Genomic DNA, 16,066 nt, shown 5'->3' with positions numbered 1-16,066 from the left:
ATAAGGGAAAAAACATGACTTGGCGCAGCCTGCTTATTCAAAACGGCGGCAAACTATCCTTGCAACGCCGGCAACTGCTGATTCAACAAAACGGCGATTCCCATACCGTACCATTAGAGGACATCGCCGTTATCATCATCGAAAACCGCGAAACCCTGATTACTGCCCCGCTCCTATCGGCCTTAGCCGAGCATGGCGCAACCTTACTGACATGTGACGAACAGTTCCTCCCCTGCGGACAATGGCTGCCTTATGCCCAATATCACCGCCAACTTAAAATCCTCAAGCTGCAGCTGAATTTAAGCGAACCCTTAAAAAAGCAACTCTGGCAACATATCGTCCGCCAAAAAATCCTGAATCAAGCATTTGTCGCAGATGAAACAGACAATGATCTTGCAGCCAAACGGCTGCGCACTTTGGCAGTCGAAGTCCGTTCAGGCGATACAGGAAACTGTGAAGCCCAAGCTGCCGCCCTCTACTTCCAAGTCCTCTTTGGAGAAAAGTTTACCCGTAATGACAACAATGCCGTCAATGCCGCATTGAACTATACCTACGCCGTACTCCGTGCAGCAGTAGCACGCGCCCTGACCTTATATGGCTGGTTACCTGCATTAGGCTTGTTTCATAGAAGCGAACTAAATCCATTCAACCTCGCCGATGACTTTATCGAACCCTTACGCCCATTGGCCGACCTGGTCGTTATACATTTGCATGAACAAGGCCGTCTGAAAACTGATCTGACCCCTAACATCAAACAAAACCTTATCAAGACCCTTCACTGTCAAATCTGTATCGAACGGCAACATTTCAGCACCTTGGCTGCCATCGACAAAATGATTTCTTCATTTCAAACCAGCGTAACTAACAAAAACGCCAAACAGCTGAAACTGCCTGAAATCTTGCCATTGAAAGAATACCAATATGAGTGAGGCCAAATTTATGAGGATTATCGTCTTTTTCGACCTACCTGTTACCACGGCGGCCAAGCGCAAAGCCGCCAATCAATTCCGCCAGTTTCTATTAAAAGATGGATACCAAATGCTCCAACTTTCCGTATACAGCCGTATTGTCAAAGGTCGAGATTCGTTGCAAAAACACCACAATAGGCTATGTGCAAACCTACCGCAAGAAGGCTCAATCCGCTGTTTGGAAGTAACAGAAAAGCAATATGCCACCATGAAACTACTGTTGGGAGAGCTGAAAACCCAAGAAAAAAGGGTAAATTCCGACCAACTATTATTATTTTAAGCCTATTTTTTTCAGACCAAATAAAACGGGAAACCCTTACATAATAAGGATTTCCCGTTAAGGTATTGTAGCACTGCGAAATGAGAAAGGGAGCTACAACAAGAATGGCTGCGGCAATGCTGACGAGCGTATTGTAGCACTGCGAAATGAGAAAGGGAGCTACAACCTACGGAATATAGCGCTCCTTGGGATTCCCATTGTAGCACTGCGAAATGAGAAAGGGAGCTACAACTACATACCGGATACATACAGGTTAGATACAATTGTAGCACTGCGAAATGAGAAAGGGAGCTACAACCCCAGATGGCGAGACTATGCAAACGTGGCAATTGTAGCACTGCGAAATGAGAAAGGGAGCTACAACCCTATCGGCTGGCTCATTGCGCTGTTGGCAATTGTAGCACTGCGAAATGAGAAAGGGGCTATCCAAATAAAAAAGCACCACCTAAACAACAGGTAGTGCTTTAATATTAATTTGCTTATTCAGCAGAATCAGCTGCTTTATCAACCAATTCAACCAATGCCAAAGGAGCATTGTCGCCTTTACGGAAACCGTATTTCAGTACACGAACATAGCCGCCGTTACGAGCAGCAAAGCGTGGACCCAATTCGTCAAACAATTTAACTACAACATCACGATCGCGAGTGCGGTCAAAAGCCAAACGACGGTTTGCCAAAGAAGGTTTTTTACCCAAGGTAATCAAGGGCTCAACTACGCGGCGCAATTCTTTTGCTTTAGGCAAAGTTGTCACGATGGTTTCGTGAGTCAACAAGGAATTCGCCATATTGCGCAGCATCGCAGCACGGTGGCTGCTAGTACGGTTTAATTTGCGGTTGCCATTACGATGACGCATGTCATTATCCTTTAATCTTCAAACTTACGGCTTTTCTAAGCCTACAGGCGGCCAAGCTTCTAATTTGGAACCTAATGTCAGACCTTTAGAGGCCAACACTTCTTTGATCTCATTCAAAGATTTACGACCCAAATTAGGGGTCTTGAGAAGCTCGGTTTCAGTACGTTGAATCAAATCGCCAATATAGTAAATATCTTCAGCTTTCAGACAATTAGCTGAACGTACGGTTAATTCCAAATCATCTACAGGACGCAACAAGATAGGATCGATAGGAGGCGCTTTTTCTTCAACCTCTTCAACCGGAGTACCTTGCAGATCTGCAAAAATAGACATTTGGTCAATTAAGATACGTGCGGCACTACGTACAGCTTCTTCTGGATCAATAGAACCATTGGTTTCAATATCTAAAACCAATTTATCCAAATCCGTGCGTTGCTCTACGCGTGCAGGTTCAACTTCAAAGCTAACACGACTGATGGGCGAAAAGCTCGCATCCAACTGAATCGCACCAATCTGTTTGTTCTCATCACGCAATACGCGACGGCCTGAAACAGATTGATAACCACGACCTTGCTCTACTTTAATTTCCATGTCGATTTGGCCATTGTCAGCCAAGTGGCAAATAACATGCTCAGGATTGATGATTTCCACATCATGTGGCAAATCAATATCACCGGCTACAACAGCACCGGCACCTGCTTTTCTCAAAGTCAACTGAACTTGATTACGACCGTGAAGCTTAAATACTATACCTTTGATGTTCAAGAGAACGTCAACAACATCCTCCTGAACACCATCAATAGTAGAGTATTCGTGCAATACGCCAGAAATAACTACTTCAGTTGGGGCAAAGCCATTCATGGATGACAGTAAGATACGACGCAAAGCATTACCTAAAGTATGACCAAAACCACGCTCAAATGGCTGCATAGACACCTTGGCCCGAGTGGAAGACAAGGTATCTACATCGATTTGACGAGGTTTCAAAAATTCGGTTGTGCTATTTTGCATTTAACTGTCCCTCATTGAGCTAGCATTATTTAGAGTAGAACTCTACCACCAGCTGTTCATTAATATCGCCAGACAATTCTGAGCGATCCGGCATATTTTTGAATACACCTTCCAATTTGTCGGCATCAACAGATACCCAGCTTGGCAAGCCAATTTGAGTAGCCAAGCTCAATGCCTCTTGGATACGTACTTGTTTCTTAGCTTTTTCACGAACAGCTACGACATCACCTGCTTTAACTTGGAAAGAAGGGATATTAACAACCTGACCGTTTACAACGATAGCTTTATGAGAAACCAATTGACGTGCTTCAGCGCGGGTAGAGCCAAAACCCATACGATAAACGACATTGTCCAAACGGGACTCCAGCAATTGCAACAGCAATTCACCGGTAGAACCTTTACGACGATCAGCTTCCGCAAAGTAACGACGGAATTGGCGTTCTAACACGCCATAAATACGACGGATTTTTTGTTTTTCACGCAATTGCAAACCGTAGTCTGACAAACGTGGTTTTTTCGCACCGTGCTGACCAGGTGCAGAATCCATTTTACATTTGGAATCCAAAGAGCGACGTGCACTCTTCAAAAACAGATCCGTACCTTCGCGACGTGCTAATTTACATTTAGGGCCAATATAACGTGCCATGTTTTAAATCACTCCAATATTAAATACGACGTTTTTTAGGCGGACGGCAACCGTTATGAGGCAACGGGGTAACGTCAGTAATGCTGGTAATCTTGAAACCAAGAGCGTTTAAAGCACGTACAGAAGATTCGCGACCAGGGCCAGGGCCTTTAATGCGAACTTCTAAATTTTTAACGCCATACTCTTGGGCAACTTTACCAGCTGCTTCTGCTGCAACTTGTGCTGCAAATGGTGTACTTTTACGAGAACCTTTAAAACCAGCGCCGCCAGAGGTAGCCCAAGACAATGCATTGCCTTGACGGTCAGTGATTGTAATGATGGTATTGTTGAAAGATGCATGAACGTGCACAATACCCTCGCTTACGGTTTTACGTACTTTTTTACGTACACGCGAAGCTGTGTTTGCTTTAGCCATTAATCAAATTCCTTAAAATTTATTTCTTACCGGCAATCGCTTTGCGCGGACCTTTACGGGTACGAGCATTTGTGCGAGTGCGTTGACCACGACAAGGCAAGCCACGACGATGACGGAAGCCGCGATAGCAACCCATATCCATCAGTCGTTTAATGCTCATCGTTACTTCACGACGCAAATCGCCTTCAACTTCATATTTAGCAACTTGCTCACGCAAAGCGTCTAATTGAGCCTCGTCCAAATCTTTTGCTTTAGTAGTAGGAGCAATATTTGCTGCCTCACAAATCAATTTAGCACGAGTCGCACCAATACCATAAATAGCCTGAAGGCCAATTACGATATGGGCATTATTAGGGATATTTACCCCTGCAATACGAGCCATATTTTTTCCTTTTTAGGGCAAAGTATGTCACTATACCACAAAATCAATAGTTAAGAAAACTAGCTTCTTAACCTTGACGTTGTTTGTGACGTGGGTCAGTACAAATTACGCGAACTACACGATTACGACGAATAATCTTGCAATTGCGACAAATTTTCTTTACAGAAGGTTGTACACGCATTTTATTTCCTTTTATCGTTTATCTTGCTCGGAAAACAATCCGAGCACGGGTTAAATCATAAGGAGTTAGTTCAACTGTTACCTTATCACCTGGAGAAATACGAATATAGTGCATTCGCATTTTTCCAGATATATGACCAAGTACTACATGATCATTTTCCAGTTTTACTTTAAACGTTGCATTGGGCAAAGTCTCAAGGATTTCGCCCTGCATCTGAATGGTATCTTCTTTAGCCATAAGCCTACTTACGTGATAAAGATTTCATATCTGGACGACTCATCAAATCCTCATACTGACTACTCATTACGTAGGAATTGATTTGTGTCCTAAAATCCATTGTAACGACAACCAAGATAAGCAAAGACGTCCCTCCTAAATAGAAAGGCACATTCAATGCTGTCGTTAAAAATTCAGGTATCAGACAGATTGTAGTGATATACAAAGCACCAAATAATGTCAGTCTCAGTACAACTTTTTCCAAATATCTAGAAGTTTGCTCACCTGGGCGGATCCCAGGTACAAATGCACCACTTTTCTTCAAATTCTCAGCCATTTCTTTGGGGCTAAATACTAAAGCAGTATAGAAATAGCAGAAGAAAATAATAGTTGTTGCAAATAATACAATATACAAAGGCTGTCCATGTTGCAGCATTGCAGCAATCTTGTGAAGAATAGAATTCGTACTATTTGAACCAAACCAACCTAAAAGAGTAGATGGGAAAAGGATAATACTGGAAGCAAAAATAGGAGGAATAACACCGGCCATATTTAGCTTGAACGGCATATGAATGCTTTGTCCCGGCATCATTCCAGAGCCAAACTGTCTTTTAGCATAATGCACAGGAACTTTACGCTGAGCACTCTCAAAATAAACTACAGCATAGATCAACAGCAAAATACCAATCACAATTGATACCGCCATCAACATACTCATAGAGCCTTGTTCAGTCAAAGTTAATAACCGAACAATACCGGATGGGATACCCGATACAATGCCTGCCGTAATAATTAAAGAAATACCATTACCAATACCACGCTCGGTAATTTGCTCCCCTAACCACATCAGAAACATAGTACCTGTAACCAAACAGACTACTGTAGAAATATGAAACTCAAGCGAACTCGTTACAACAACACCTTGTTGATAAACAAATGTTGCAACACCAAAGCTTTGCAATACAGCCAATAATACCGTCCCATACCTAGTATATTTCGTAATTATTTTCCTACCAGCCTCACCTTCCTTCTTTAAAGCTTTTAAAGAAGGAACAATTTCAGAAGCAAGCTGAACAATAATCGACGATGAAATATAAGGCATGATACCAATTGCAAATATACTAAAGCGCTCCAACGAACCACCCGAGAACATATTTAACATTCCGAATATGCCGTTTGCAGCGCCTTCGTATAACTTAGCTAATGCAACAGCATCTACGCCCGGTACCGGTATATGAGCACCAATACGGAAAACGACTAAAGCACCTAAAAGGAACACCAGACGTTTTTTCAGATCACCAAATTTGGATAATCCTGATAAAGATTGTTGATTAGCCACTGTAGTGCAAGCCTTATTCTTCTACTTTACCACCGGCAGCTTCAATAGCAGCTTTAGCACCTTTAGTAGCTTTTACACCTTTCAAGGTAACTGCTTTTGAGATTTCACCAGAAGCAATAACTTTTACATTAGAAGCAGTTGCAGGAATCAGACCAGCTTGTTTAAGAACCAAGACATCAATCTCGTTCACAGCAATCAGATTCAATTCACCCAAACGAACTTCAGCATTAGTGGCTGCAGTCAAAGATTTGAAACCACGTTTCGGCAGACGACGTTGCAAAGGCATTTGACCGCCTTCAAAACCTACCTTGTGGAAGCCACCAGAACGGCTTTTTTGACCTTTATGACCACGACCACCTGTCTTACCTAAGCCGCTACCAATACCACGGCCTACACGACGACTAGCGTGAGTAGCACCCTCAGCAGGTTGAATAGTATTCAAAAACATATTAAGACTCCACTTTCAACAAGTAGCTGATTTTATTGATCATGCCACGGTTTTCAGGGGTATCCAAAACCTCTACAGTATGCTCACGACGGCGCAAACCTAAACCGCGAGCACATGCACGATGAGATTCAATTGTACCGATCAGGCTCTTAACCAATGTAACTTTAATCTTTTTTTGCTCAGTCATGGTTAGCTCCCAAAATATCTTCTACTGTCAAGCCACGTTTAGCAGCAATATCAGCAGGAGTATACAGTTTAGACAAACCGTCTAATGTAGCGCGTACAATATTGTAAGGATTAGTAGAACCATGTACTTTAGCTGAAATGTTATGAATACCCATAGCATCAAATACTAAACGCATTGGACCACCAGCTTTCACACCACTACCTTCTTTAGCAGGTTGCATAAATACCTTAGTAGCACCATGACGACCAATAACTTCATGATGAATAGTACCGTTTTTCAAAGGTACTTTAATCATAGAGCGTCGAGCTTGATCCATTGCTTTTTGAACAGCAACTGGTACTTCTTTTGATTTACCTTTGCCCATACCGATGCGACCATCACCATCACCAACAACAGTCAGTGCAGAGAAAGCCATGATACGGCCACCTTTAACTACTTTAGTCACGCGATTAACTGCGACCATCTTTTCAATCAGGCCGTCACCGCGTTCTTCAATTTCATGTTTTGCCATCTGAAAGTCTCCAAATATTAGAAGCTTAAACCATTTTCACGTGCAGCTTCAGCCAAAGCTTTCACACGACCGTGATATTGGAAACCTGAACGGTCAAAAGCAACTTTTTCAACACCTACTGCTTTAGCTTTTTCAGCAATACGCTTACCAACTACAGCTGCTGCTTCAACGTTGCTACCTGATTTCAGGCTACTACGTACTTCAGCTTCCAATGTAGAGGCTTGAGCCAATACTTTATCACCTTCAGCACTAATTACTTGAGCATAAATATGATTATTGCTGCGGAACACACATAATCTTACCATTTTCAAGTCCGCAATACGCACACGGGTTTTGCGTGCACGACGGAGTCGGGTTGTATGTTTATCCATTAGTGAACCTCAATTATTTTTTCTTGGCTTCTTTCATCACTACTACTTCACCCACATAACGAACACCTTTACCTTTATAAGGCTCAGGAGAACGGAATGCACGAATTTCAGCAGCGACTTGGCCAACCACTTGTTTATCTGCACCAGTCAAAACGATTTCTGTTTGGCTAGGAGTTTGAACAGAAACACCTTCAGGCATTTCGTATACGATTGGATGAGAGAAACCCAAAGACAAGTTCAAAACTTTGCCTTGAGCTTGGGCACGATAACCGACACCAATCAATTGAAGTTTTTTCTCAAAACCTTCAGAAACACCCTTAACCATGTTATTAACCAATGCACGAGCAGTACCAGACATAGCATTAGCCTGTTTACTGTCATTTTTTGCAGCAAAAGTCAATTTACCATCGTTCAGTTCAATAGCAACATCGGAATGCAAAGGAAAAGACAATTCGCCGTTTTTACCTTTGATAACCAATGCATCTGTTCCGAATTTTACTTCTACACCAGCAGGAACAGTCACTGGGTTTTTTGCGACGCGTGACATTTACTTTTCTCCACTAGGCTACGATGCACAACAACTCACCACCCACACCCTCAGAACGGGCTTTGCGATCAGTCATTACACCTTTAGAAGTACTAACAATAGCGACACCCAGGCCATTCATTACACTAGGGATCTCACTTGATGCTTTGTAAATACGCAAACCTGGACGTGAAACACGTTTAATTTGCTCAATCACAGGACGACCTGCATAGTATTTCAATTGAATTTCCAATACCGGTTTTGCATCAGCAGAAACCGCAAAATCCTCGATATAACCTTCTTCTTTCAGAACTTTTGCAATTGCACATTTCAATTTAGAGGAAGGCATGGCAACTGCTGCTTTATTAGCACGTTGCGCATTGCGAATACGAGTCAACATATCGGAAATAGGATCATGCATACTCATTATTTATACTCCTATTACCAGCTAGCTTTAACAACACCAGGGATCTCGCCACGCATAGCGATTTCACGGATTTTAATACGGCCCAAACCAAATTTACGGAAAGTGCCACGAGGACGACCTGTTAAAGCACAACGACGACGTTGACGTACAGGTGCTGCATTACGAGGAATGGATTGAAATTTCAAACGTGCTTCAAAACGTTCTTCTTCAGTCGCATTAGCATCATTAATAACAGCGAAAATTGCCTCACGTTTAGCTGCAAACTTTTTCGCCAATGCTTGACGTTTCAGCTCACGATTAATAAGTGCTTTCTTAGCCATGATTATCCTTTAAACGGAAACTTGAACAGTGACAACAAAGCTTTCGCTTCTTCATCAGTTTTTGCAGTAGTTGTAATAGTAATATTCAAACCACGCAAAGCATCGATTTTATCGTATTCAATTTCCGGGAAAATAATTTGCTCACGAACACCCATATTGTAATTGCCACGACCGTCAAATGATTTACCGCTCACACCACGGAAGTCACGTACGCGAGGCAACGCAATAGTAATCAAACGATCCAAGAATTCAAACATTTGATCACGACGCAATGTTACTTTGCAGCCAACTGGATAGTTATCACGGATTTTAAAACCTGCGATAGATTTACGAGCAACAGTAACAACTGGTTTTTGGCCAGCAATCTTCTCTAAATCAGAAACAGCGTGTTCCATAACTTTTTTATCAGCAACAGCTTCACCCACGCCCATATTCAAGGTGATTTTTTCAATACGTGGAACTTCCATTACTGATTTGTAACCAAACTGTTTAACCAATTCAGGAACAACTGTATCTTTATAAAACTCTCTCAAACGAGCCATGTTATCTCCTTATGCTCCAATGATAGAGCCGTTTGATTTGAAGAAACGAACGCGTTTAACTTTGCCTTCATTTTCAATCAGCTTAATACCAACACGGTCTGCTTTATTAGTTTCCGGATTCAGGATTGCAATATTAGAAATATCCAAAGGCATTTCTTTAGTAATAATACCACCCTCAATACCACGAATTGGATTAGGTTTTTGATGGCGTTTTACAACATTAACACCCTCAACAACAACTTTATCACCCAACACTTGAACTACTTGACCTTGCTTACCTTTATCTTTACCGGTAATCACCACAACCTGATCGCCTTTAATGATCTTATTCATCGCGCTATTCCTTATAATACTTCAGGCGCCAATGAAACGATTTTCATAAATCGCTCAGTACGCAATTCACGGGTTACCGGACCAAAAATACGGGTACCCAGAGGTTCAAGTTTATTATTCAACAACACAGCAGCATTGTTATCGAATTTAATTAACGCACCATCAGGACGACGCACACCCTTAGCAGTACGAACAACTACCGCATTGTATACATCACCTTTTTTGACACGACCACGTGGGGCTGCATCTTTAACTGCAACTTTAATAATGTCGCCAACAGAAGCGTAGCGACGCTTAGATCCGCCCAATACTTTGATGCACATTACACGACGTGCACCAGAGTTATCAGCCACATCTAAGATGGTCTGCATTTGAATCATATTAGTACCTTTAAATTAACCAACTTAATTTACCACTTTCATATAACTCGCACCTTACTTTAAGCTGCTTATTAAATGAAACCATCACGGTTCTAGTAAACCAGTCTTGGATCCCGAAGGGAGAGAAACTTCCATAAGAAGCTGGAAGATAAGAAACGAAGTTTACACGCAAATTAACTTTGCTGCAAGACTTCGTTTCTTATTAAGCTACATTACTGTGTTTTAAATCAAACAGTACGTGCTTTCTCAACCAATTCTTTTACAACCCAAGACTTGGTTTTTGACAAAGGACGAGATTCCTCGATTACCACTAAATCACCAATGCCATATTGATTGTTTTCATCATGAGCATGGATTTTAGTTGATAAACGAATAATTTTACCGTACAGAGGGTGTTTAACTTTACGCTCAACCAATACTGTAACAGTTTTGTCCATTTTGTCGCTTACCACTTTGCCTTGCAAAGTACGAACATTTTTAGCTTCGCTCATTACTTAGCACCTTTTTCAGTTAAAATGGTTTTAATACGAGCAATATCGCGACGTACACGTTTCAACTCGCTAGATTTACCCAACTGACCGGTTGCATTTTGCATGCGTAAGCCAAACTGAGCTTTCAACAAGTCCAACAAATCAGAGTTTAATTGCTCAATAGATTTGTCTTTCAATTCATTTGCTTTCATTATTGACCCACCTGTCTTACTACAAAGGTTGTAGGAATAGGCAATTTGGCAGCGGCCAATTCAAATGCTTCACGAGCCAAAGACTCAGGAACACCGTCCATTTCGTACAATACTTTGCCTGGTTTAATTTCAGCAATGTAATATTCCACATTACCTTTACCGCCACCCATACGAACTTGGATAGGTTTCTCAGTAATTGGTTTATCAGGGAATACACGAATCCAAATGCGACCGCCACGTTTAATATGACGAGTCATAGTACGACGAGCAGCTTCGATTTGGCGGGCAGTCAAACGACCACGGCCTACGGCTTTCAAACCGAACTCACCGAAACTTACTTTGTTACCGCGAGTAGCAATACCGGTGTTACGGCCTTTTTGTTGCTTGCGATATTTCAGTCTAGTTGGCTGCAGCATTACGTCCACCTGCCTTTCTTTGTTTCTTCTCATGCTCAGGTTTAGAAGATTTAATATTACCTTCTGTATAAACCCAAACTTTCAGACCCAGTACACCATAAGTAGTGTGCGCTTCGCTAGTTGCATAATCTACATTTGCACGCAAAGTATGCAAAGGTACGCGACCTTCACGGTACCATTCGCTACGAGCGATATCAGCACCATTCAGACGGCCTGAAGTCATGATCTTGATGCCTTTGGCACCAGAACGCATTGCATTTTGCATTGCACGTTTCATTGCACGACGGAATTGGACGCGTTTTTCAAGTTGCTGAGCAATACCATCAGCAATAATTTGTGCATCCAACTCAGGACGGCGAATCTCTTCAATATTTACATGAACTGGCACACCCATCAGAGCTTGCAAGTCACGTTTCAAGATTTCGATATCCTCACCTTTTTTACCAATAACCACGCCTGGACGAGCAGAGTGAATGGTAATACGTGCAGATTTAGCAGGACGCTCGATCACTACACGACCAACTGAAGCATTAGCCAGTTTTTTACGCAAATAGTTACGAACATCAATATCTTGTTTCAAAACAGTAGAAAAGTCGGTGCTTTTAGCAAACCATTTTGAAGCCCAGTCTTTAGTTACCGCCAGGCGAAAGCCTGTAGGGTTAATCTTTTGTCCCATAGCTTTTCCTTAGTTGCCCACTGTCACATTAATATGACAAGTTTGTTTCTCGATACGGTTACCGCGACCTTTGGCACGAGCTTGGAAACGTTTCAAGCTTGGGCCTTTGTCAACAAAGATAGTTACCACTTTCAGTTCGTCAATGTCTGCACCATTGTTGTGCTCGGCATTGGCGATTGCTGATTCCAATACTTTTTTAATCAGCTCAGCACCTTTTTTAGGGCTGAATGCCAAGATATTCAAAGCTTGGGCAACGTCTTTACCACGAATCAAATCAGCTACCAAACGAGCTTTTTGAGCTGAAATACGGGCGTTTTTATGTTGTGCACTTACTCTCATGATTCACCTTATTTCTTTTTAGCCTTTTTATCAGCCAAGTGGCCTTTAAAGGTACGGGTCAATGAGAACTCACCTAATTTATGACCAACCATGTTGTCGCTGATGAATACAGGCACGTGAGTGCGACCGTTGTGAACAGCGATAGTCAGACCGATGAAATCAGGCAAAATGGTAGAACGACGTGACCAAGTTTTAATTGGGCGTTTGTCGTTGCTTGCACGAGCAGCATCTACTTTTTTCAGCAAATGCAGGTCTACATATGGGCCTTTTTTTAATGAACGAGCCATACTAATTAACCTTTATTTGAGTAACGACGACGAACAATCATGTTATCCGTGCGTTTGTTATTACGAGTGCGGTAGCCCTTAGCAGGAGTACCCCATGGGCTAACCGGTTCGCGAGCCTCACCAGTACGGCCTTCACCACCACCATGTGGGTGATCAACAGGGTTCATTACAACACCACGAACGGTCGGACGAATACCACGCCAGCGGTTAGCACCAGCTTTACCGATTTTTTTCAGGCTTTGTTCTTCGTTACCAACTTCACCGATAGTTGCACGGCAATTTACGCTAATTTTGCGCACTTCACCAGAACGCAAACGAACTTGTGCGTAAGCACCTTCTTTTGCAAGCAATACCGCAGAAGCACCAGCAGAACGTGCAATTTGTGCACCTTTACCTGGTTTCATTTCGATACAGTGAATAGTTGTACCAACAGGAATATTGCGGATCGGCAGAGTGTTACCTACTTTGATAGCAGCTTCAGCACCGGAAACCAATACTGCACCGGTTTGAATACCACGAGGAGCAATGATGTAGCGACGCTCACCATCTGCATAGCACAACAATGCGATAAATGCAGTACGGTTAGGATCATATTCGATACGCTCTACTTTTGCAGGGATACCGTCTTTGTTACGTTTAAAATCTACGACACGGTAATGATGTTTATGACCACCACCTTTATGACGGGTAGTGATATGACCATTGTTGTTACGACCGGCAGTAGAATTTTTCTTTTCCAGCAGAGGTGCATAAGGTGCACCTTTGTGCAAACCTTCTGTTACCACGCGAACCATGCCGCGACGGCCTGCAGAGGTCGGCTTCATTTTAACGATTGCCATTTTGTTTATTCCTTATCTGCAGCTGCAGCAGCGGCTTCCAAATCCAACTCTTGACCGGCAGCCAGGCTTACATAAGCCTTTTTAACATCGCTGCGACGACCTAAAGTGCGACCAAAACGTTTAACTTTACCTTTAATGGTAACAGTAGTAACGTCTGCAACTTGAACGCCGAACAGCAGCTCAACAGCCGCTTTAATTTCAGGTTTGGTTGCATTTGCCAAAACTTTAAACGTCATTTGGTTACGTTTTTCAGCCAATACGTTGCTTTTTTCAGAAACGATAGGTGCCAAGATTACTTGAGTCAAACGTTGTTGATTCATACCCATTGCTCCTCTAATTGTGCAACTGCATCTTTAGTGATAACGACTTTTTTGTAACGCAACAAGCTGTAAGGATCAACTTGTTGAGCTTCCAAAACCAATACGTTAGGCAAGTTGCGTGAAGCCAAGTAAACATTCTCGTCGAGCTGTTTAGTTACAAACAGAACTTGCTCCAAACCCAAATTTTTTACTTGTTCAGCAAAAACTTTGGTTTTAGGAGTTTCAGCAGTCAATGCTTCGATTGCAAACAAACGTTCATCACGAGCCAATTGGGACAAAATAGTTGCCATACCGGCACGGTACATTTTACGGTTCACTTTTTGAGTGAAGTTTTCATCAGGTTTGTTTGGGAATGCACGACCACCTTTACGCCACAGCGGAGAAGAAGTCATACCGGAACGAGCACGACTGGTACCTTTTTGGCGCCATGGTTTTTTAGTAGAGTGGTTTACTTCGGCACGAGTTTTTTGAGCACGATTACCAGAACGGGCATTTGCCAAGTAAGCAGTAACCAGTTGGTGAACCAGAGCTTCATTGTATTCACGAGCAAACAAAGCATCAGAAACAGCCAAGCTGCCAGACACTTGTCCTTTAGCGTCAATTACTTTCAATTCCATTACGCACCTACTTTCACGCTAGGACGAACCACGACGTCGCTGTTAACCGAACCCGGAACAGCACCTTTAACCAACAAGAGTTGGCGTTCAGCATCAACACGTACAACTTCCAATTTTTGAACAGTTGCTTTAGTGTTACCGTATTGACCTGCCATACGTTTACCAGGGAACACGCGACCAGGGTCTTGTGCCATACCGATAGAACCAGGAACACGGTGAGAACGGGAGTTACCGTGGGAAGTACGTTGAGCACCGAAGTTATGACGTTTGATCGTACCAGAGAAACCTTTACCTTTAGAGGTACCGGTTACATCTACCAATTGACCAACTTCAAACATAGAAACGGTAATTTCATCACCGGCTTTCAATTCAGCCAGTTTTTCTTCAGTCAAAGCAAACTCAACCAAACCGCGACCAGCTTCAACACCTGCTTTAGCAAAGTGACCAGCTTCAGTTTTGTTGACACGATTAGCTTTTTTCTGACCAAAGGTAACTTGTACAGCAGTGTAGCCGTCAGTATCTTTGGATTTCACTTGTGTAACGCGGTTGGCAGACATATCCAAAACAGTTACCGGAACAGAAACACCCTGTTCGTCGAACACGCGAGTCATACCAACTTTGCGTCCAACCAGACCTAAAGTCATGATTATTTTCCTTTTAAGTAAAGGGGCGGGCTACGATTGGCCTGCCTTTCAGACAAAGTTAAACTTGATACGGATGTACCAAGTCCGCCATTATAATTGACAAATCAAAGAAATATCAACAAAAATTTCATTTTAACTTCTTAAAACCATCATTTTTTTCGGATGAAGTGTTGCCAAATATCTGAAAATTTTCAGACGGCCTAAGAATTCTATAAAAAACCGAACAGCCAAGCTGTTCGGTTTTCAGTTCTTATTGAACTTTAATTTCTACATCTACACCTGCTGGAAGATCCAGTTTCATCAGTGCATCAGTAGTTTTGTCAGTCCAGTCCACGATGTCCATCAGACGCAAGTGGGTACGGATTTCCAATTGTTCACGAGAAGTTTTGTTCACGTGAGGAGAACGCAAGATGTTGAAACGTTCGATTTTAGTTGGCAAAGGAATCGGACCTTTAACAACAGCGCCAGTACGTTTGGCAGTTTCAACGATTTCTTGTGCAGAACGGTCAATCAGACTGTAATCATAAGCTTTCAGGCGGATACGGATTTTTTGGTTTGCCATTTATCAATATCCCTCAATTAAGCGATGATAGAAGAAACCACACCCGCACCTACGGTACGACCACCTTCGCGAATCGCAAAGCGCAGACCTTCTTCCATAGCGATAGGCGCAATCAGTTCTACAGTAATGGTTACGTTCTCACCCGGCATTACCATTTCTACGCCTTCTTCCAAAGTAACTGCACCAGTTACGTCAGTAGTACGGAAGTAGAATTGTGGACGGTAGTTAGCGAAGAATGGAGTGTGACGACCACCCTCTTCTTTGCTCAGCACGTATACTTCTGCTTTAAATTTGGTGTGAGGAGTGATAGTACCTGGTTTAGCCAATACTTGACCACGCTCTACGTC

General features: G+C 42.6%; 31 protein-coding genes, 1 pseudogene and 1 CRISPR repeat array. Of the genes and pseudogenes, 2 read left to right on the top strand and 30 right to left on the bottom strand.

The features are described 5' to 3' along the window. Positions 1–14 precede the first annotated feature (14 nt). Positions 15–929: a type II CRISPR-associated endonuclease Cas1 gene (cas1, locus tag ACTHR2_RS09245; protein WP_263338897.1), complete on the top strand. Its 915-nt coding sequence runs from the start codon at positions 15–17 to the stop codon at positions 927–929. Then, positions 922–1,248, top strand: a complete 327-nt coding sequence (cas2, locus tag ACTHR2_RS09240) for a CRISPR-associated endonuclease Cas2 (protein ID WP_033912916.1) — start codon at positions 922–924, stop codon at positions 1,246–1,248. The genes cas1 and cas2 overlap by 8 nt, the downstream gene beginning before the upstream one ends. A 64-nt stretch (positions 1,249–1,312) precedes the next feature. Beyond that, a CRISPR array of direct repeats spans positions 1,313–1,678; the repeat unit is 36 nt; unit sequence ATTGTAGCACTGCGAAATGAGAAAGGGAGCTACAAC. A gap of 49 nt (positions 1,679–1,727) precedes the next feature. Here cas2 and rplQ read toward each other — a convergent pair. From rplQ to ACTHR2_RS09090, 30 genes and pseudogenes are all read right to left on the bottom strand, one after another. After that, the gene (rplQ, locus tag ACTHR2_RS09235; protein ID WP_003684792.1) at positions 1,728–2,102 is read right to left on the bottom strand and encodes a 50S ribosomal protein L17; all 375 of its coding nucleotides are present in this window, start codon (positions 2,100–2,102) and stop codon (positions 1,728–1,730) included. Between the two features lie 24 nt (positions 2,103–2,126). Beyond that, on the bottom strand, positions 2,127–3,113 hold the full coding sequence (locus tag ACTHR2_RS09230; protein ID WP_263338905.1) for a DNA-directed RNA polymerase subunit alpha: 987 nt from the start codon (positions 3,111–3,113) through the stop codon (positions 2,127–2,129). Positions 3,114–3,138: 25 nt separating this feature from the next. Beyond that, the gene (gene rpsD / locus ACTHR2_RS09225; protein ID WP_003749296.1) at positions 3,139–3,759 is read right to left on the bottom strand and encodes a 30S ribosomal protein S4; all 621 of its coding nucleotides are present in this window, start codon (positions 3,757–3,759) and stop codon (positions 3,139–3,141) included. Positions 3,760–3,778: 19 nt separating this feature from the next. Next, complete coding sequence (rpsK, locus tag ACTHR2_RS09220; RefSeq protein ID WP_002216249.1) at positions 3,779–4,174, bottom strand: 30S ribosomal protein S11; 396 nt, start codon at positions 4,172–4,174, stop codon at positions 3,779–3,781. Between the two features lie 19 nt (positions 4,175–4,193). Beyond that, positions 4,194–4,556, bottom strand: coding sequence for a 30S ribosomal protein S13 (gene rpsM / locus ACTHR2_RS09215; RefSeq protein ID WP_003749295.1), 363 nt, complete (start codon positions 4,554–4,556; stop codon positions 4,194–4,196). Positions 4,557–4,623: 67 nt separating this feature from the next. Beyond that, positions 4,624–4,737 (bottom strand): 50S ribosomal protein L36, encoded by a 114-nt coding sequence (rpmJ, locus tag ACTHR2_RS09210; protein ID WP_003697674.1) that lies wholly within the window; start codon positions 4,735–4,737, stop codon positions 4,624–4,626. An 18-nt stretch (positions 4,738–4,755) separates the two neighbouring features. Then, positions 4,756–4,974, bottom strand: a complete 219-nt coding sequence (gene infA / locus ACTHR2_RS09205; protein WP_003684714.1) for a translation initiation factor IF-1 — start codon at positions 4,972–4,974, stop codon at positions 4,756–4,758. 4 nt (positions 4,975–4,978) lie between these two features. Beyond that, complete coding sequence (gene secY, locus ACTHR2_RS09200) at positions 4,979–6,292, bottom strand: preprotein translocase subunit SecY (protein ID WP_150537965.1); 1,314 nt, start codon at positions 6,290–6,292, stop codon at positions 4,979–4,981. Between the two features lie 13 nt (positions 6,293–6,305). Beyond that, positions 6,306–6,740, bottom strand: coding sequence for a 50S ribosomal protein L15 (gene rplO / locus ACTHR2_RS09195; RefSeq protein ID WP_150537964.1), 435 nt, complete (start codon positions 6,738–6,740; stop codon positions 6,306–6,308). 1 nt (position 6,741) lies between these two features. Next, complete coding sequence (gene rpmD, locus ACTHR2_RS09190) at positions 6,742–6,927, bottom strand: 50S ribosomal protein L30 (protein ID WP_003684808.1); 186 nt, start codon at positions 6,925–6,927, stop codon at positions 6,742–6,744. Continuing rightward, on the bottom strand, positions 6,920–7,438 hold the full coding sequence (gene rpsE, locus ACTHR2_RS09185) for a 30S ribosomal protein S5 (RefSeq protein ID WP_003684704.1): 519 nt from the start codon (positions 7,436–7,438) through the stop codon (positions 6,920–6,922). Before rpsE ends, rpmD begins: the two co-directional genes overlap by 8 nt. A gap of 17 nt (positions 7,439–7,455) precedes the next feature. Further along, positions 7,456–7,809, bottom strand: a complete 354-nt coding sequence (gene rplR / locus ACTHR2_RS09180; RefSeq protein ID WP_150537963.1) for a 50S ribosomal protein L18 — start codon at positions 7,807–7,809, stop codon at positions 7,456–7,458. A gap of 13 nt (positions 7,810–7,822) precedes the next feature. Continuing rightward, positions 7,823–8,356 carry a 50S ribosomal protein L6 gene (gene rplF, locus ACTHR2_RS09175; RefSeq protein ID WP_004464590.1) on the bottom strand — a complete coding sequence of 178 codons (534 nt, stop codon included), beginning with the start codon at positions 8,354–8,356 and terminating at the stop codon, positions 7,823–7,825. A gap of 13 nt (positions 8,357–8,369) precedes the next feature. Continuing rightward, entirely contained in the window at positions 8,370–8,762 is a 393-nt protein-coding gene (rpsH, locus tag ACTHR2_RS09170; RefSeq protein ID WP_003684738.1) for a 30S ribosomal protein S8, read from the bottom strand. A gap of 14 nt (positions 8,763–8,776) precedes the next feature. Further along, positions 8,777–9,082: a 30S ribosomal protein S14 gene (rpsN, locus tag ACTHR2_RS09165; protein WP_003684736.1), complete on the bottom strand. Its 306-nt coding sequence runs from the start codon at positions 9,080–9,082 to the stop codon at positions 8,777–8,779. A 2-nt stretch (positions 9,083–9,084) separates the two neighbouring features. Continuing rightward, positions 9,085–9,624, bottom strand: coding sequence for a 50S ribosomal protein L5 (gene rplE / locus ACTHR2_RS09160; protein WP_003684750.1), 540 nt, complete (start codon positions 9,622–9,624; stop codon positions 9,085–9,087). A gap of 9 nt (positions 9,625–9,633) precedes the next feature. Beyond that, positions 9,634–9,957 (bottom strand): 50S ribosomal protein L24, encoded by a 324-nt coding sequence (rplX, locus tag ACTHR2_RS09155; RefSeq protein ID WP_263338943.1) that lies wholly within the window; start codon positions 9,955–9,957, stop codon positions 9,634–9,636. 11 nt (positions 9,958–9,968) lie between these two features. After that, positions 9,969–10,337: a 50S ribosomal protein L14 gene (rplN, locus tag ACTHR2_RS09150; RefSeq protein WP_002215434.1), complete on the bottom strand. Its 369-nt coding sequence runs from the start codon at positions 10,335–10,337 to the stop codon at positions 9,969–9,971. A 227-nt stretch (positions 10,338–10,564) separates the two neighbouring features. After that, positions 10,565–10,828: a 30S ribosomal protein S17 gene (gene rpsQ / locus ACTHR2_RS09145; protein ID WP_263338948.1), complete on the bottom strand. Its 264-nt coding sequence runs from the start codon at positions 10,826–10,828 to the stop codon at positions 10,565–10,567. Further along, positions 10,828–11,019 carry a 50S ribosomal protein L29 gene (rpmC, locus tag ACTHR2_RS09140; protein ID WP_003684705.1) on the bottom strand — a complete coding sequence of 64 codons (192 nt, stop codon included), beginning with the start codon at positions 11,017–11,019 and terminating at the stop codon, positions 10,828–10,830. Before rpmC ends, rpsQ begins: the two co-directional genes overlap by 1 nt. Beyond that, complete coding sequence (rplP, locus tag ACTHR2_RS09135; RefSeq protein ID WP_003749279.1) at positions 11,019–11,435, bottom strand: 50S ribosomal protein L16; 417 nt, start codon at positions 11,433–11,435, stop codon at positions 11,019–11,021. The genes rpmC and rplP overlap by 1 nt, the downstream gene beginning before the upstream one ends. Further along, positions 11,419–12,111 (bottom strand): 30S ribosomal protein S3, encoded by a 693-nt coding sequence (gene rpsC, locus ACTHR2_RS09130; RefSeq protein WP_003684753.1) that lies wholly within the window; start codon positions 12,109–12,111, stop codon positions 11,419–11,421. The genes rplP and rpsC overlap by 17 nt, the downstream gene beginning before the upstream one ends. Positions 12,112–12,120: 9 nt before the next feature. After that, on the bottom strand, positions 12,121–12,450 hold the full coding sequence (gene rplV, locus ACTHR2_RS09125) for a 50S ribosomal protein L22 (RefSeq protein WP_003749277.1): 330 nt from the start codon (positions 12,448–12,450) through the stop codon (positions 12,121–12,123). A gap of 8 nt (positions 12,451–12,458) precedes the next feature. Further along, positions 12,459–12,737: a 30S ribosomal protein S19 gene (gene rpsS, locus ACTHR2_RS09120; RefSeq protein ID WP_002215422.1), complete on the bottom strand. Its 279-nt coding sequence runs from the start codon at positions 12,735–12,737 to the stop codon at positions 12,459–12,461. 5 nt (positions 12,738–12,742) lie between these two features. Further along, positions 12,743–13,576, bottom strand: a complete 834-nt coding sequence (gene rplB, locus ACTHR2_RS09115; protein WP_440375641.1) for a 50S ribosomal protein L2 — start codon at positions 13,574–13,576, stop codon at positions 12,743–12,745. Between the two features lie 5 nt (positions 13,577–13,581). After that, entirely contained in the window at positions 13,582–13,896 is a 315-nt protein-coding gene (gene rplW, locus ACTHR2_RS09110; RefSeq protein WP_002243944.1) for a 50S ribosomal protein L23, read from the bottom strand. Continuing rightward, positions 13,893–14,513, bottom strand: a complete 621-nt coding sequence (rplD, locus tag ACTHR2_RS09105; RefSeq protein ID WP_049343704.1) for a 50S ribosomal protein L4 — start codon at positions 14,511–14,513, stop codon at positions 13,893–13,895. The genes rplW and rplD overlap by 4 nt, the downstream gene beginning before the upstream one ends. After that, positions 14,513–15,157 carry a 50S ribosomal protein L3 gene (rplC, locus tag ACTHR2_RS09100; protein WP_004464584.1) on the bottom strand — a complete coding sequence of 215 codons (645 nt, stop codon included), beginning with the start codon at positions 15,155–15,157 and terminating at the stop codon, positions 14,513–14,515. Before rplC ends, rplD begins: the two co-directional genes overlap by 1 nt. A gap of 250 nt (positions 15,158–15,407) precedes the next feature. Further along, positions 15,408–15,719, bottom strand: coding sequence for a 30S ribosomal protein S10 (gene rpsJ, locus ACTHR2_RS09095; RefSeq protein ID WP_002642322.1), 312 nt, complete (start codon positions 15,717–15,719; stop codon positions 15,408–15,410). Positions 15,720–15,736: 17 nt separating this feature from the next. Then, positions 15,737–16,066, bottom strand: a pseudogene (locus ACTHR2_RS09090) (hypothetical protein); the annotation flags it as partial.

It is taken from the genome of Neisseria sp. P0006.S004 (genome assembly GCF_051963015.1).
In the GTDB taxonomy this organism is placed as follows: domain Bacteria; phylum Pseudomonadota; class Gammaproteobacteria; order Burkholderiales; family Neisseriaceae; genus Neisseria.
This window is presented reverse-complemented; position numbering and strand designations above follow the sequence as displayed.

Coding starts and splice junctions, on each gene's coding strand:
- rplF (WP_004464590.1), bottom strand. CDS start 8,356: ATGTCACGCGTCGCAAAAAACCCAGTGACTGTTCCTGCTGGTGTAGAA.
- rplC (WP_004464584.1), bottom strand. CDS start 15,157: ATGACTTTAGGTCTGGTTGGACGCAAAGTTGGTATGACTCGCGTGTTC.
- rplD (WP_049343704.1), bottom strand. CDS start 14,513: ATGGAATTGAAAGTAATTGACGCTAAAGGACAAGTGTCTGGCAGCTTG.
- cas2 (WP_033912916.1), top strand. CDS start 922: ATGAGTGAGGCCAAATTTATGAGGATTATCGTCTTTTTCGACCTACCT.
- ACTHR2_RS09230 (WP_263338905.1), bottom strand. CDS start 3,113: ATGCAAAATAGCACAACCGAATTTTTGAAACCTCGTCAAATCGATGTA.
- cas1 (WP_263338897.1), top strand. CDS start 15: ATGACTTGGCGCAGCCTGCTTATTCAAAACGGCGGCAAACTATCCTTG.
- rpsJ (WP_002642322.1), bottom strand. CDS start 15,719: ATGGCAAACCAAAAAATCCGTATCCGCCTGAAAGCTTATGATTACAGT.
- rplB (WP_440375641.1), bottom strand. CDS start 13,576: ATGGCAATCGTTAAAATGAAGCCGACCTCTGCAGGCCGTCGCGGCATG.
- rpsS (WP_002215422.1), bottom strand. CDS start 12,737: ATGGCTCGTTCATTAAAAAAAGGCCCATATGTAGACCTGCATTTGCTG.
- rplV (WP_003749277.1), bottom strand. CDS start 12,450: ATGAGAGTAAGTGCACAACATAAAAACGCCCGTATTTCAGCTCAAAAA.
- rpsD (WP_003749296.1), bottom strand. CDS start 3,759: ATGGCACGTTATATTGGCCCTAAATGTAAATTAGCACGTCGCGAAGGT.
- rpsQ (WP_263338948.1), bottom strand. CDS start 10,828: ATGAGCGAAGCTAAAAATGTTCGTACTTTGCAAGGCAAAGTGGTAAGC.
- rpsC (WP_003684753.1), bottom strand. CDS start 12,111: ATGGGACAAAAGATTAACCCTACAGGCTTTCGCCTGGCGGTAACTAAA.
- rpsE (WP_003684704.1), bottom strand. CDS start 7,438: ATGGCAAAACATGAAATTGAAGAACGCGGTGACGGCCTGATTGAAAAG.
- infA (WP_003684714.1), bottom strand. CDS start 4,974: ATGGCTAAAGAAGATACCATTCAGATGCAGGGCGAAATCCTTGAGACT.
- rpsM (WP_003749295.1), bottom strand. CDS start 4,556: ATGGCTCGTATTGCAGGGGTAAATATCCCTAATAATGCCCATATCGTA.
- rpmJ (WP_003697674.1), bottom strand. CDS start 4,737: ATGCGTGTACAACCTTCTGTAAAGAAAATTTGTCGCAATTGCAAGATT.
- rplN (WP_002215434.1), bottom strand. CDS start 10,337: ATGATTCAAATGCAGACCATCTTAGATGTGGCTGATAACTCTGGTGCA.
- rplO (WP_150537964.1), bottom strand. CDS start 6,740: ATGTTTTTGAATACTATTCAACCTGCTGAGGGTGCTACTCACGCTAGT.
- rplR (WP_150537963.1), bottom strand. CDS start 7,809: ATGGATAAACATACAACCCGACTCCGTCGTGCACGCAAAACCCGTGTG.
- rpsK (WP_002216249.1), bottom strand. CDS start 4,174: ATGGCTAAAGCAAACACAGCTTCGCGTGTACGTAAAAAAGTACGTAAA.
- rplW (WP_002243944.1), bottom strand. CDS start 13,896: ATGAATCAACAACGTTTGACTCAAGTAATCTTGGCACCTATCGTTTCT.
- rplE (WP_003684750.1), bottom strand. CDS start 9,624: ATGGCTCGTTTGAGAGAGTTTTATAAAGATACAGTTGTTCCTGAATTG.
- rpsH (WP_003684738.1), bottom strand. CDS start 8,762: ATGAGTATGCATGATCCTATTTCCGATATGTTGACTCGTATTCGCAAT.
- rpmD (WP_003684808.1), bottom strand. CDS start 6,927: ATGACTGAGCAAAAAAAGATTAAAGTTACATTGGTTAAGAGCCTGATC.
- rpsN (WP_003684736.1), bottom strand. CDS start 9,082: ATGGCTAAGAAAGCACTTATTAATCGTGAGCTGAAACGTCAAGCATTG.
- rplP (WP_003749279.1), bottom strand. CDS start 11,435: ATGCTGCAGCCAACTAGACTGAAATATCGCAAGCAACAAAAAGGCCGT.
- rplX (WP_263338943.1), bottom strand. CDS start 9,957: ATGAATAAGATCATTAAAGGCGATCAGGTTGTGGTGATTACCGGTAAA.
- rpmC (WP_003684705.1), bottom strand. CDS start 11,019: ATGAAAGCAAATGAATTGAAAGACAAATCTATTGAGCAATTAAACTCT.
- rplQ (WP_003684792.1), bottom strand. CDS start 2,102: ATGCGTCATCGTAATGGCAACCGCAAATTAAACCGTACTAGCAGCCAC.